Annotated in this window: 12 protein-coding genes; 6 read left to right on the top strand and 6 right to left on the bottom strand. The window is 71.1% G+C overall.

Translation table 11 applies throughout. From position 1 onward, the window contains the following. Positions 1–560 (bottom strand): hypothetical protein (locus Q0A33_RS15690; RefSeq protein WP_291799005.1); only part of this gene is annotated, 560 nt, incomplete at its 3' end. 632 nt (positions 561–1192) lie between these two features. Between Q0A33_RS15690 and Q0A33_RS15685 the strand changes: the two genes are divergently transcribed. Continuing rightward, entirely contained in the window at positions 1193–1870 is a 678-nt protein-coding gene (locus Q0A33_RS15685) for a LysE family translocator (protein ID WP_291799002.1), read from the top strand. Positions 1871–1977: 107 nt separating this feature from the next. Here the strand turns inward: Q0A33_RS15685 and rpsT are convergent, their stop codons facing one another. The 3 genes from rpsT to Q0A33_RS15670 all read right to left on the bottom strand — a co-directional run bounded on the left by rpsT (position 1978) and on the right by Q0A33_RS15670 (position 4021). Beyond that, on the bottom strand, positions 1978–2238 hold the full coding sequence (gene rpsT, locus Q0A33_RS15680; RefSeq protein ID WP_291798999.1) for a 30S ribosomal protein S20: 261 nt from the start codon (positions 2236–2238) through the stop codon (positions 1978–1980). A gap of 179 nt (positions 2239–2417) precedes the next feature. Next, positions 2418–3128 (bottom strand): type II toxin-antitoxin system PemK/MazF family toxin, encoded by a 711-nt coding sequence (locus Q0A33_RS15675; protein WP_291798997.1) that lies wholly within the window; start codon positions 3126–3128, stop codon positions 2418–2420. A gap of 50 nt (positions 3129–3178) precedes the next feature. Further along, positions 3179–4021 carry an endonuclease/exonuclease/phosphatase family protein gene (locus Q0A33_RS15670; protein WP_291798994.1) on the bottom strand — a complete coding sequence of 281 codons (843 nt, stop codon included), beginning with the start codon at positions 4019–4021 and terminating at the stop codon, positions 3179–3181. 55 nt (positions 4022–4076) lie between these two features. On the opposite strand from Q0A33_RS15670, the gene lepA reads away from it, so the two are divergent. Both lepA and hemW read left to right on the top strand, forming a co-directional pair. Continuing rightward, complete coding sequence (gene lepA / locus Q0A33_RS15665) at positions 4077–5939, top strand: translation elongation factor 4 (protein ID WP_291798991.1); 1863 nt, start codon at positions 4077–4079, stop codon at positions 5937–5939. Between the two features lie 2 nt (positions 5940–5941). Beyond that, a complete protein-coding gene (hemW, locus tag Q0A33_RS15660; RefSeq protein ID WP_291798988.1) occupies positions 5942–7174 on the top strand; it encodes a radical SAM family heme chaperone HemW in 1233 nt (410 codons plus the stop codon). A 28-nt stretch (positions 7175–7202) separates the two neighbouring features. On the opposite strand, the gene Q0A33_RS15655 is transcribed toward hemW, so the two are convergent. Beyond that, positions 7203–7634, bottom strand: a complete 432-nt coding sequence (locus Q0A33_RS15655) for a DUF4870 domain-containing protein (RefSeq protein WP_291798985.1) — start codon at positions 7632–7634, stop codon at positions 7203–7205. 71 nt (positions 7635–7705) lie between these two features. Then, positions 7706–8572, bottom strand: a complete 867-nt coding sequence (locus Q0A33_RS15650; RefSeq protein WP_291798982.1) for a DUF3097 domain-containing protein — start codon at positions 8570–8572, stop codon at positions 7706–7708. 170 nt (positions 8573–8742) lie between these two features. On the opposite strand from Q0A33_RS15650, the gene hrcA reads away from it, so the two are divergent. The 3 genes from hrcA (at position 8743) to Q0A33_RS15635 (ending at position 11760) form a co-directional block, all read left to right on the top strand. Continuing rightward, positions 8743–9753, top strand: a complete 1011-nt coding sequence (gene hrcA / locus Q0A33_RS15645) for a heat-inducible transcriptional repressor HrcA (protein ID WP_291798979.1) — start codon at positions 8743–8745, stop codon at positions 9751–9753. 70 nt (positions 9754–9823) lie between these two features. After that, positions 9824–10939: a molecular chaperone DnaJ gene (gene dnaJ, locus Q0A33_RS15640; protein WP_291798976.1), complete on the top strand. Its 1116-nt coding sequence runs from the start codon at positions 9824–9826 to the stop codon at positions 10937–10939. After that, on the top strand, positions 10936–11760 hold the full coding sequence (locus tag Q0A33_RS15635; protein WP_291798974.1) for a 16S rRNA (uracil(1498)-N(3))-methyltransferase: 825 nt from the start codon (positions 10936–10938) through the stop codon (positions 11758–11760). The genes dnaJ and Q0A33_RS15635 overlap by 4 nt, the downstream gene beginning before the upstream one ends. The last annotated feature ends 253 nt before the right edge of the window (positions 11761–12013 follow it).

Below are 12013 nucleotides of genomic sequence, written 5' to 3'. Positions count from 1 at the left end.
TCGTGGAGCTGGAGGCGGGTCGTCGCGCGCAGCAGAGCACGCAGTTTCGCCCTGCTCAGCCTGCCCTCGAGGACCAGGCCCCGGCAGCGGGAGAACGCGAGATAGGCATACCCGGCATCGACGAGGCGGCGGTGGGCTTGGGTCTTGGTGAGGTCTGTATCCACCAGCACGGCGCGGACGACTGTGCGGGGCAGGTGTTGGCTGATGAGTTCCCTGGCTGAGTATGTCCCGTGTGAGCGCAGGAGGACCTCGAGCGTGTCGGGGCCATCCTCAGCGGCGATGACGGCCAGGGTGGTCTCTGCCAGCGCCACCAGGTGGGCGGCCTCGCACCGGTCGAGAGCGTAGGCCGTGGCCTGCACGCTGTGGGAGATTCCCTGCACATCGATCGACTCGACGGTAGCGCGGGTTTCAAGTGCTGCGTGGTGGGGTGATTCGAGCATCTGCCAGTCGTCTCCGGCAGGCAGTTCCCCGGGCTGACGGTGGAAGACCGGCAACCGGGCAGGCAGGCCCATGCTCACCGTTGCCTCGACTGCCCGGCCCGGACCGGCCAGGGTGGGCATGGGCGTACCAGCACCACCGCCAACACTCAGGCACTCCGCGGCAACGGACTCCTCAAACGCAGGCAGACCCGAACCCGAACGGCTGGCACCGGCAGGAGCAAGACTCGGGCCGCGCGCCAGGTACTGACAGAGATCATCCGCAGTCACCACCTCAACGGTCTCCACCTCCGTACACGCCGGGACCACCAAGGCCTGCTCCGCAGCATGATGGCGGTGCGCGTTGTGGGTGTGGTGACTGCGGCTGCCCCGCCGAGGCCGCAACCCGGCGGAGATGAGAGCACCACCCGCGCCACTCCTGTCGCGACTGCCGGCGGGGCCCGTGGGCAGTTCTGTGCCTGGTCCTGTGCTGTCCCGGGAAGTGCTGGGTGACATCATCGTCACCTCCTCAACTGTGCGTGTCCAGCCTCAAAGATTCATCTGGTTCGAATCTATCGTGAGGCACAGACACAACTCTCGACCACGTCCTGAGGGCACTGAAGCCGCAGGTGGGAAAGCGGAAGCGGTCCCTCCCAGCTGAGCTGTCGTGACCGCGCAACTCTCTATGCGGGTACCCACTCTGCGTAATCCTCTATGCTCAGGGGCGTACATATCGTTGCGCTCATTGAAGCTGCGCTCATCGAAGAGGTGTCAACGTGGTCCCCTGGGACGTTCTGCTCGCCTTCGTCGCAACTGTGTGCGGGTTCATGCTCATCCCGGGTCCTGCGATGCTCTACGTCGCGACGGTGGGGGTGGAGCGCGGCCGGAGTGCGGGCGTCGCAGCCGCCGGTGGTCTGGCTCTGGGCTCTCTCGTGCTGGCGACTGCGGCGGCTGTCGGCCTCACAGCGGTCCTCGCCGCCTCGGAGACCCTGTTCCTGCTGTTCAAGGTGTGCGGAGTCGCCTATCTGGTCTACCTCGGCGTCCGACGACTGATGACCCCGATGGCCGCGATCTCCGCGGATCGGGGGAGTGCGAAGGGCTCGGCGAATGAGCCCGAGGCGAGCGCAGGCATCGGCGTCCTCCGCGAGGTCGGCCGCGGCACGCTGGTGAGTCTCTCGAACCCGAAGGACGCGCTCTTCTTCTTCGCCTTCCTCCCGCAGTTCGTCACCGGCGCGCACGGCAGCGCGCAGCTGCAGATGTTCCTGCTGGGGTGCGTCTTCGCGCTCGTGGCGCTGCTGTTCGACGGGTGCTACGGCCTGCTCGGCTCGCAGCTCAGGCGGCTGTTCGTGAAGCGGCCGCGGGTGTGGGAGAGCCAGCGCTGGGTCTCCGGTGCGGCCTATCTGCTCATGGCCGCCGTGGCCGCGTTCTCGTCCAACCGCACACGAACCGCCTGAATGACCGAGGGCCGGCTCCCTTTCGGGAACCGGCCCTCGGCCTCACCACGCAGCCGGGCTGCGGAGCAGACGCACGGTCCAGCGGCGAGCAGGACCCTCTGAGAGGATCAGAGCGCGTTGATCTGCTTCGCCAGGCGCGACTTGCGGTTGGCGGCGTTGTTCTTGTGCAGAACGCCCTTGGAGACGGCCTTGTCCAGCTTGCGCGAAGCGACCTGGAGCGAAGCGGCTGCCTTCTCAGCGTCACCGGCCGCGATGTCCTCGCGCACGGCGCGGACTGCGGAACGGTACTCGCTGCGGACGGCCTTGTTGCGAAGACGCGCCTTCTCGTTCGTGAGGATGCGCTTCTTCTGCGACTTGATGTTTGCCAACGTCAGCACTCTTTCGTGTGAGGTGAGAATATGGTCGTGAGGGCTCCGCCTCTAGAGCCTGCGCGGCTCACGCGGGGAAACACGCTGCCGCAGCCCGGAGGGGGTGACGTCCGCCCGACCATGGTGAGACACACACCTCGGCGGACGTACAGCACGACACCTTACCAGACCGCGACCGTTCAGCCCACCGACTCCACCACGCGGGCGAACCGCTCCATGGGCATGATCGCGCCCTCGCGGCGGACGGCACCGGGCTCGATCCGGATCACCCTGTCGAGGCGGATCTCGGAGGCTCGGCCCTGCGGGTCCCAGTCCCCGGAGCCCACGTTGATGTAGCGTCCGTGATCGTCCTCGTGCACCTCACCCACTCCGCCGGGGACGTTGTCCTTGCTCGTGAGCATGAGCGCGAGCAGCCAGCGGCCGTCGTGGCCGATCACGAGCACCGGGCGGTCCTTGCCCTGCGAGTGGTCCTCCTCGTACGGCACCCAGGCCCACACGATCTCCCCCGGATCGGCCTTCCCGTCCAGATCCGGTGCGTAGACCGGCTTCACCGGGCCCGTGTAGTCGCCCGGGTAGCCGCCGTCGGGCCGCTTGGGGAAGCCCTGCGCCGGCTTGGAGCGGGGTGCGGAGCGGGCGTGTGCGAGTCCGGAGCGGACGGCCTCACCGGAGCCCGCGCCCGAGGCCGGAGCGGGCCCGGCGGCGGGCTTCGCCTTCGTGTGCGGGCCCGGCTGCGGGCCGCGCTTCGCTGTGCTCTCACGGCCGCCGGAATCGCCCAGCAGGCTGTCGACCACCTTCAGCGCCGTCGTGTCACGGCCGGATCTGCGCATGTAGCCGATGCCCTGCTTCACGCCTGTGCGCAGCGCCTTCTGTGCGAGCCTCTTGAAGTCCATGCCGCCCAGCCTACTGAAGCCGTATCCGCCGGCGTCTCAGCCCGCGCGGCTTACAGCTCCGCCGTCCACCGGAACAGGGCCTGGACGGGGAAGTGGTCGCTGGGAAGCACTCCGCCGGGCGCGGCCGTGTTCACCGCAGTGCCGGTGCAGGTCAGCCCGGGGGAGTGGAGGATCCAGTCGATCCGCGTCCCCTCACCCGCGGCCCCGGAGGGCACGCCCCGGTAGCGGTGGAAGGTGGGTGCCTCGAGGTGGAGGACCGGGACGCCGGGCTCGGCCGAGGCGGACCGCACGGAGTCCGCGAGCGGCGAATCCGCGCCGGTGAGCCGTGCGTGGAGCTCGTGCGTCTGGGCGACGTTGAAGTCACCCGTGACCAGCACCTCCGCGCCCTCGGCCAGCCCCGCCCGCGCGGCGGTGAGCAGCATCCCGGCGGCCTTCGCCCGCCCGGGTTCGGAGCGGTGGTCCACGTGGACGTTCAGGACGCGCAGCCGGTGCCCGCCCACCCTGTCGCGGAAGTCCACGCGGGTGAGGGTGCGGGGGTGGGCGGCGCCGTGCATGCGGGAGCCGGGCACCTCCGGTGTCCCGGAGATCCAGGAGACCTCAACAGCCTCGGCGTCGAGTCGCTGCGAGTCGAAGAGGATCGCGGTGAATTCCCCGGCGTTCCCGCCCTCGCGGCCTTCCCCGGTCCAGGCGTAGCGCGCGGGCAGCGCCTCCACGAGGGACTCGAGCTGGTGGATCTCCCCCTCCTGCGTGCCGATCACATGGGGCAGCTCCTCGCCCAGCAGCGCCGCCCAGGCCGGGAGGCGCGCAGACCACGGATGGCCGTCGGCGGCGGGATAGCGGAGGTTGGCGCTCATGGCCGAGAGCGCGCGGCCGCGGGCGGGGAGGAGGCTCACGGATCAAGCCTATGGGACAATGTGCGAGTTCGAGTGAAAGGACGACCACAGACACATGAGCCCCCAGGTGAGCGCCGAGGCCCTCAAGCGCATCGACGTGGCCGGTACGGATCCGGCGCTGATCCGCAACTTCTGCATCATCGCGCACATCGACCACGGCAAGTCCACACTGGCCGACCGGATGCTCCAGATCACGGGCGCGGTGAAGCCCCGTGACATGCGCGCGCAGTACCTCGACCGGATGGACATCGAGCGCGAACGCGGCATCACCATCAAGTCGCAGGCCGTGCGCATGCCGTGGGAGGTCGACGGCACACCGCATGCGCTGAACATGATCGACACCCCCGGGCACGTGGACTTCACCTACGAGGTCTCCCGCTCGCTGGCGGCCTGCGAGGGCACGCTCCTGCTGGTCGACGCGGCGCAGGGGATCGAGGCCCAGACGCTGGCCAATCTCTACCTCGCACTCGAGAACGACCTCACGATCATCCCCGTGCTCAACAAGATCGACCTCCCGGCGGCCCAGCCGGAGAAGTACGCGGAGGAGCTCGCCACCCTCATCGGCGCGGAGCCCGAGGACGTGCTGAAGGTCTCGGGGAAGACCGGTGAGGGCGTCGAGGCGGTCCTCGACCGCATCGTCACGGAGATCAGCCCTCCCGTGGGCGACCCGGAGGCACCCTCCCGCGCCATGATCTTCGACTCCGTCTACGACACCTATCGCGGCGTGGTCACCTACGTCCGCGTGGTCGACGGCATGCTGAAGTCCCGTGAGCGGATCGAGATGCTCTCGACGGGCACCACCCACGACCTCCTCGAGATCGGCGTGTCCTCCCCGGAGCCCACGCCCTCGAAGGGCCTGGGCGTGGGCGAGGTCGGCTATCTCATCACCGGTGTCAAGGACGTCCGCCAGTCCAAGGTGGGCGACACCGTCACGAACGCCCAGAAGCCGGCGACGGAGCCCGTGGCCGGCTACTCCGAGCCCAAGCCCATGGTCTTCTCCGGTCTGTTCCCGGTCGACGGCTCGGACTACCCCGCGCTGCGCGACGCGCTGGACAAGCTCAAGCTCAACGACGCGGCCCTCGTGTACGAGCCGGAGACCTCCGTGGCGCTCGGATTCGGGTTCCGCTGCGGCTTCCTCGGGCTCCTGCATCTGGAGATCACCCGCGACCGGCTGGAGCGCGAGTTCGACCTCTCCCTCATCTCCACCGCGCCCTCCGTGGTGTACCGCGTGGTGATGGAGGACGGCAGCGAGCACACCGTCACCAACCCCTCGGAGTACCCGGAGGGCAAGGTCTCCCACGTCTACGAGCCCATGGTGCGCGCCACCGTCCTCACCCCCTCGGACTTCGTGGGCGCGGTCATGGAGCTGTGTCAGTCCAAGCGCGGCCAGATGCAGGGCATGGACTACCTGTCCGAGGACCGGGTGGAGCTGCGCTACCGCCTGCCGCTGGCGGAGATCGTCTTCGACTTCTTCGACCAGCTCAAGTCCCGGACCAAGGGCTACGCCTCCCTCGACTACGCCGAGGACGGCGAGGCGGCCTCGGCGCTCGTGAAGGTCGACATCCTCCTCCAGGGTGACCAGGTGGACGCCTTCTCCGCCGTGGTCCACAAGGACAAGGCCTACTCCTACGGCGTGTCCATGGTGGGCAAGCTCAAGGAGCTCATCCCGCGCCAGCAGTTCGAGGTGCCGGTGCAGGCGGCCGTCGGCTCGCGCATCATCGCCCGCGAGACCATCCGCGCCATCCGCAAGGACGTGCTCTCCAAGTGCTACGGCGGTGACATCAGCCGCAAGCGCAAGTTGCTGGAGAAGCAGAAGGAGGGCAAGAAGCGCATGAAGATGGTCGGCAGCGTGGAGGTGCCCCAGGAGGCCTTCATCGCCGCGCTCTCCTCCGACGACGGCAAAGCGGAGAAGAAGTAGGGGTGCCGGCCCAGCCCGAAGGGGAGCCCGCGCCCCGCAGCGGTGCTCTGCCCCCGGAGGCCGCCGCGCGGGCCGGCGGCTCCACCTTCAGCGCCTACGTCCACGTGCCCTACTGCCGCGTGCGGTGCGGGTACTGCGACTTCAACACCTACACGGCCGACGAACTGGGTCCGGGCGCCAGCCGCGAGGACTACCCGGCGCAGATCGCCCGGGAGATCGCGCTCTCCCGGCGCGTGCTCTCCGGCACCGCGCTGGCCGAGCGCGCCTTCGACACCGTCTTCTTCGGGGGAGGCACGCCCACGCTGCTGCCGGCGGAGACCCTCGCCGGCGTCCTCGGCACCCTGGGCCGCGAGTTCGGCCTGGCGCCGGATGCGGAGGTCACCACCGAGGCGAACCCGGACAGCGTCGACGCCGCGTACTTCCGGGTGCTCGCCGAGGCCGGATTCACCCGGGTCTCCCTGGGCATGCAGTCCGCGGTGCCGCACGTGCTCGCGACGCTGGAGCGCACGCACGACCCCGCCCGGGTGGGAGAGGTCGTCGCGGCGGCGAAGGACGCGGGGCTGCAGGTGAGCCTCGACCTCATCTACGGCACGCCGGGGGAGAGCCTCGCGGACTGGGAGCGGAGTCTGAGCGCCGTGCTCGAACACCGCCCCGACCACGTGTCCGCCTACTCCCTCATCGTGGAGCCCGGCACCAAGATGGGCGCGCAGGTGCGGCGCGGCGAGCTGCCCATGCCGGACGAGGACGACCTCGCGGACAAGTACGAGCTCGCGGACACCATGCTGGCGGGTGCGGGCCTGCGCTGGTACGAGGTGAGCAACTTCGCGACGGCGGAGTCCGCGCGGTGCCGTCACAACCTCGCCTACTGGCGCAATGCGGACTGGTGGGGCTACGGCCCCGGTGCCCACTCCCACGTGGGCGGAGTCCGCTGGTGGAACGCGAAGCACCCTCGGGCCTGGGCGGATCGCCTCGCGGCCGCGGAGTCCCCGGCCGTGGGGCGCGAGGTGCTCGACGCGGACACGCGCGCGCTCGAGGAGATCATGCTCGCCCTCCGTGTGGACGGCGAGTTCCCGCTCGCCCGCCTGGCGGACTCGGCCCGCCCGGTCATCGCCCGCCTGCTGGCCGAGGGTCTGCTGGGGGCGGAGACCGTGCGGACCGGACGGGTCTCACTCACGCTGCGCGGCCGGCTGCTCGCGGACGGGATCGTCCGGGAGCTCGCCGACCACCTGCGCTGAGCAGCGCCGCGCGGACGGCCGGTCCGCCTCAGCGGACGATGTCCGGGACCAGCGGGAAGCGGTAGACCTCGCCCTGGTTCGCCCTCACCGCGGCGATGATCTGCAGCACCCAGCCGGCGACGACCACGGCGGGCAGCAGGACGAAGCCGATTCCCACGAACATCAGCAGCCCTGCCGCGATGCCCGCGACGATGAGCATGATCTGCAGGTTGAGCGACTGCCGGGACTGCTCCCGGACGAACGGGGACTCGTCCTTCTTGATGAGGAACACGATGAGCGGGACGAGGGCGCTGACGAAGAGGGCGCCCAGATGCATGAGCAGGGCGAGCGTCCGCTCGTCCGCCGGAGCGCCCCAGTACCCGGCGGAGCCCTGTCCGTAGGCCTCCGCCGGGTGCGGTCCGCGCAGCGGCGGGCCGGAGGTGTGAGGGTACTGCGCGTAGCCGTAGGTGCTGCTGTTCATGGCTCCAGATTCGCAGACCCGGCGGCGCGTGCGGAAGAGGGCTTTCCCCCGTTCACGGGGGCGGGTTCCGCTCAGTGCCGGTTCACCGTCACGAAGTCGATGAGCTCCTCCACCCGCCCGGACAGGGCCGGGTCCACGTCCGCGATCGTCCGCACGGACTTCAGGATCCGGACCCAGGCGCGCGCGGTGTCCCGGTGGTCCGCATGGGGCCAGCCGATCCGCTTGAGGACGCCGGTCTTCCAGTCCTCGCCGCGGGGCACCTGCGGCCAGGCGCGGATGCCCACGACCTCGGGCCGCACCGCCTGCCACACGTCCACGAAGGGGTGGCCGATCACGCGGACGTTGCCCGCCCAGCGCGGCTCGCGCATGACGGACTCCGCGAGCCGCATCTCCTTGGTGCCCGCCACCATGTGGTCGGCGAGCACGCCCACCCGGTGCTCGGGATCCGGTCCGAATTCCGCGATCGCCTCCGGCAGGTCGTCGAGTCCGCCCAGGGGTTCGACGACGACGCCCTCGATCCGGAGGTCGTCGCCCCAGATGGCCTCGACGAGCTCCGCATCGTGCTTGCCCTCCACCCAGATCCGCGATCCCCGCGCCACGCGGGCGGGTGCGTGGGCGACGGCACGGGAACCCGAGGCGGTGCGCTCAGGCTTCGCGGGAGCCTGCGCGCGGGGTGCCGGCCGGGTGAGCACGCAGGCGCGGCCCTCGACGAGGTAGCCCGGGCCCAGCGGGAAGGCCGCGCGCCTGCCGCGCCGGTCCTCGAGGATCATCGCGATGCCGCCCGCGGCCTTCTCGATCCGGATGATCTCCCCCACATAGCCGGTCTCCGTGACCTCGACGACGAGGCCGGGCCGGGCGGGGACCTCGGGCAGCTGCTTCCGGGCGTGCGTGCGGCCGGAGGACAGGACGTCCCGGCCGTAGGGATCATGGTGCGGCATTCCGCTCACGATACCCGCCGTGCCGCCGGCCGGCCGGGCAGCGCGCCGGCCGAGTGGATGCCCGCCCGGCACAGGGAGTACGATTGGCACTCGGCAGACGCGAGTGCCAGTATGCATGCGTCCAGGGATTCGTGCAGCTGTGTGTGCAGCCTCGGGAAGGAGCGGTGAGGATGAACGACGACCGTCGTGCCCGCGTCCTCCAGGCGATCGTGGAGGACTACGTCTCCACGAACGAGCCGGTGGGGTCGAAGGCGCTGGTGGAGAAGCACAGGCTGGGCGTCTCGAGCGCCACGATCCGCAACGACATGGCCGCCCTCGAGCAGGACGGCCTCATCGCCCAGCCCCACACCTCGGCCGGCCGCATCCCCACGGACAAGGGCTACCGCCACTTCGTCGACCGGATCGACGAGATCAAGCCCCTCTCCGCCGCGGAGAAGCGGGCGGTGGCCCGGGTCCTCTCGCATCCTGTGGACGTCGACGACATCCTCGACCGGACGGTCCGGCTGCTCTCGCAGCTCACCCACCAGGTGGCCCTCGTGCAGTATCCCCGGGTGACGACCGCGGACGTCCGCCACATCGAGCTCGTCGACCTCGCGCCCACGCGCGTCCTCGTGGTCCTCATCACGAGCGGCGGCCAGGTGGAGCAGCGTCTGGCCGATGTGGGCCGGGAGGTGAGCGCGGCGGAGATCGCGGACGTGCGGGACCTCCTCCTCGCCGCGCTGGCCGGCACGCCGGTGGCCCAGGTGCCCGAGGCGGTCGAGGGTCTCCGCCCGCGCCCGGAGGAGGCGGATCTCGCCACGGCCGTGGGCACCGTCCTCGCGGACCTCTCCCGCACCTTCCGCACGGAGCGCCTGGTCATGGCCGGCACCGCCAATCTCGCGCGGGCGGGCACGGAGCTGGGGGCGAGCATCGGCCCGCTCCTGGAGGCGTTCGAGGAGCAGGTCGTCCTGCTCCGCCTCCTGTCCGGGATGACGGCGGAGGGTCCGGACGTTGCAGTGAGCATCGGCAGCGAGAACGCCTACGACGGGTTCGCGACGACGTCGCTGGTGGCGACCAACTACCTCGCCGACGGCATCGAGTCCCGGATGGCCGTCCTCGGCCCCACGCGCATGGACTATCCGACCACGATGGCCGCGCTGCGGTCCGTGGCGCGCTACGTCTCCGCCATACTGAATGACTGAGGCCGCGCAGCACCGCAGAGACCGCGCAGACGAAACATCGAGCACCCCGACCTGAGGAGACTCCGCACACGTGAGCGACCACTACGAGACCCTGGGCGTGTCGAAGGACGCGTCCGAGGCTGACATCAAGAAGGCCTACCGCAAGCTGGCCCGCAGGCTCCACCCCGACGTGAGCCCGGGCAGCGAGGACGAGTTCAAGCGGGTCTCCCTGGCGTACGACGTCCTCTCCGACCCGGAGAAGCGCCGCAACTACGACATGGGCGGCGGCGAGAACGGCCAGGCGGGCCCCGGTGCCGGGTTCGGAGGCTTCTCCGACCTGTTCGAGACCTTCTTCGGCGGAGGCGGGGGCGGCGGCCGTCCCCAGCCGGCCTCCCGCACCCGGCGCGGCAAGGACGCCCTCGTGGCCCTGCACATCGACCTGGAGACCGCGGCATTCGGCGGCAATGCGGACGTGCAGATCGTCACGGCGAACGTCTGCGACTCCTGCGAGGGCAGCGGCGCACGGCCCGGCACGGACATCACCACGTGCCCCACCTGCCACGGCGCGGGCTCCGTCCAGCAGATGGCCCGCACGCTGCTGGGCCAGATGCTCACCAACCAGACGTGCCCCCAGTGCCGCGGCTACGGCACCATCATCGAGCACCACTGCCCCAACTGCCACGGGGACGGCCGGGTGCGCGCGGAGGAGACCATCACGGTCAAGGTGCCGGCGGGGGTGCGGGACGGCAACCGCATCCAGCTCTCCGGCCGCGGCGAGGCCGGTCCCGGCGGCGGGCCCCGCGGCGATCTCTTCCTCGAGGTCATCGTCGAGGAGCATCCGGGCTTCGAGCGCGACGGCGCGGATTTCCGCTGCACGCTCACCATCCCCATGACGGCGGCCGCGCTCGGCGCGGAGATCCCCCTGGAGCCCTTCGCCGGCGAGCAGACGGTGGAGGTCCGGGCGGGGGCCCAGACCGGCGACGTCGTCCGGCTGCGGGGCCTCGGTGCCCAGCAGCTGCGCCGCGACGGCCGCGGCGACATCTACGTCACCCTCTCCGTCGAGACGCCCACCGCGCTCACCGGCGAGCAGCGCGAGCTGCTCGAACAGCTCGCCGGGATGCGCGGGGAGACCCAGCCCGCCGGCCGCGCCGGCGACCGCCACTCCGGCCCCTTCTCCCGGCTGCGTGAGAAGTTCGCGGGCAGATGAGCCGCTCCGTCTTCCTCGACCGGGAGGTGGAGGCCGCGGGTCCCGTCACCGCTGGTGACACCGTCGAGCTCGCCCCCGGGGTCGCCCGGCACCTCGCCGTCACCCGCATCCGTGTGGGGGAGGAGTTCGACCTGGTCGACGGGGCCGGCCTGCGGCTGCGCGCCGTGCTCGCGGCCGACGGTGCCGGGGCCGCCGAGGGCACGCGCGTCCGCGTCCTGTCCGTGGTCCGGGAGGAGCGCACGGGTCCCGAACTCGTCCTCGTCCAGGCCCTGGCGAAGGGCGAACGGGACGCACAGGCGATCGAGGCCGCCACGGAGATCGGCGTGGACCGGGTGATCCCCTGGCAGGCCGCCCGCTCCATCGCACAGTGGCCGGCCAAGAAGGAGCAGAAGGCGCACGCCCGCTGGCGTTCGCTGCTCGAGGCGGCCACCCAGCAGTCCCGGCGCTCCCGCGCGCCCGAGCTCGAGCAGCTGGCCCGCGGCCGCGGCATCGCCGCCCGCCTGCGCGAGGACGACCTCGTGCTGGTCCTGCACGAGGAGGCCCGGGAGCACCTCGCGGACCTGCTGGCGGGGATGCCGGCCGATGCCGGCGCACAGGCGAGGGCGCATCCGCGGATCGTGCTCGTGGTGGGACCGGAGGGCGGCATCTCCGGCGAGGAGATCGAGGCGTTCGCCGCCGCCGGCGCCCGCCCGGTCCTGCTGGGCCCCACCGTCCTGCGGGCCTCCTCGGCCGGGCCGGCCGGACTCGTCCTCGTCCAGGCCGCGCTGGGCCGCTGGGCCGCTCGCGGAGAGTCGCCCCGGCCGGCGGAGCAGATAGACTGAGAACGCACACGCACCCCGTCCCGGAAGGACCCGCACTGGCCGCAGAACCCGCCCCCACCACCGTCCGACTCGCCCTGCCGGAGCACATCGACCCCGTCGCACTGTTTGGCCCTGCCGAGGCGAACCTGCGGGCGCTCGAGGACCTGGCCCCGGACGTGGACATCCACGTGCGCGGCCGCGACGTCACCCTCACCGGGCCCGCGGCCGCCGGGGGCAGCCGCGGGACGACGCGCGGCGAGCGCAAGCGGGTCCT

It is taken from the genome of Brevibacterium sp., from assembly GCF_022712115.1.
GTDB lineage: Bacteria > Actinomycetota > Actinomycetes > Actinomycetales > Brevibacteriaceae > Brevibacterium > Brevibacterium salitolerans.
This window is presented reverse-complemented; position numbering and strand designations above follow the sequence as displayed.

What these genes read in the sequence shown, in the direction of transcription:
- Q0A33_RS15635 (WP_291798974.1), top strand. Translation starts at nt 10,936, where the DNA reads ATGAGCCGCTCCGTCTTCCTCGACCGGGAGGTGGAGGCCGCGGGTCCC.
- Q0A33_RS15655 (WP_291798985.1), bottom strand. Translation starts at nt 7,634, where the DNA reads ATGAACAGCAGCACCTACGGCTACGCGCAGTACCCTCACACCTCCGGC.
- lepA (WP_291798991.1), top strand. Translation starts at nt 4,077, where the DNA reads ATGAGCCCCCAGGTGAGCGCCGAGGCCCTCAAGCGCATCGACGTGGCC.
- Q0A33_RS15675 (WP_291798997.1), bottom strand. Translation starts at nt 3,128, where the DNA reads ATGGACTTCAAGAGGCTCGCACAGAAGGCGCTGCGCACAGGCGTGAAG.
- hrcA (WP_291798979.1), top strand. Translation starts at nt 8,743, where the DNA reads ATGAACGACGACCGTCGTGCCCGCGTCCTCCAGGCGATCGTGGAGGAC.
- Q0A33_RS15650 (WP_291798982.1), bottom strand. Translation starts at nt 8,572, where the DNA reads ATGCCGCACCATGATCCCTACGGCCGGGACGTCCTGTCCTCCGGCCGC.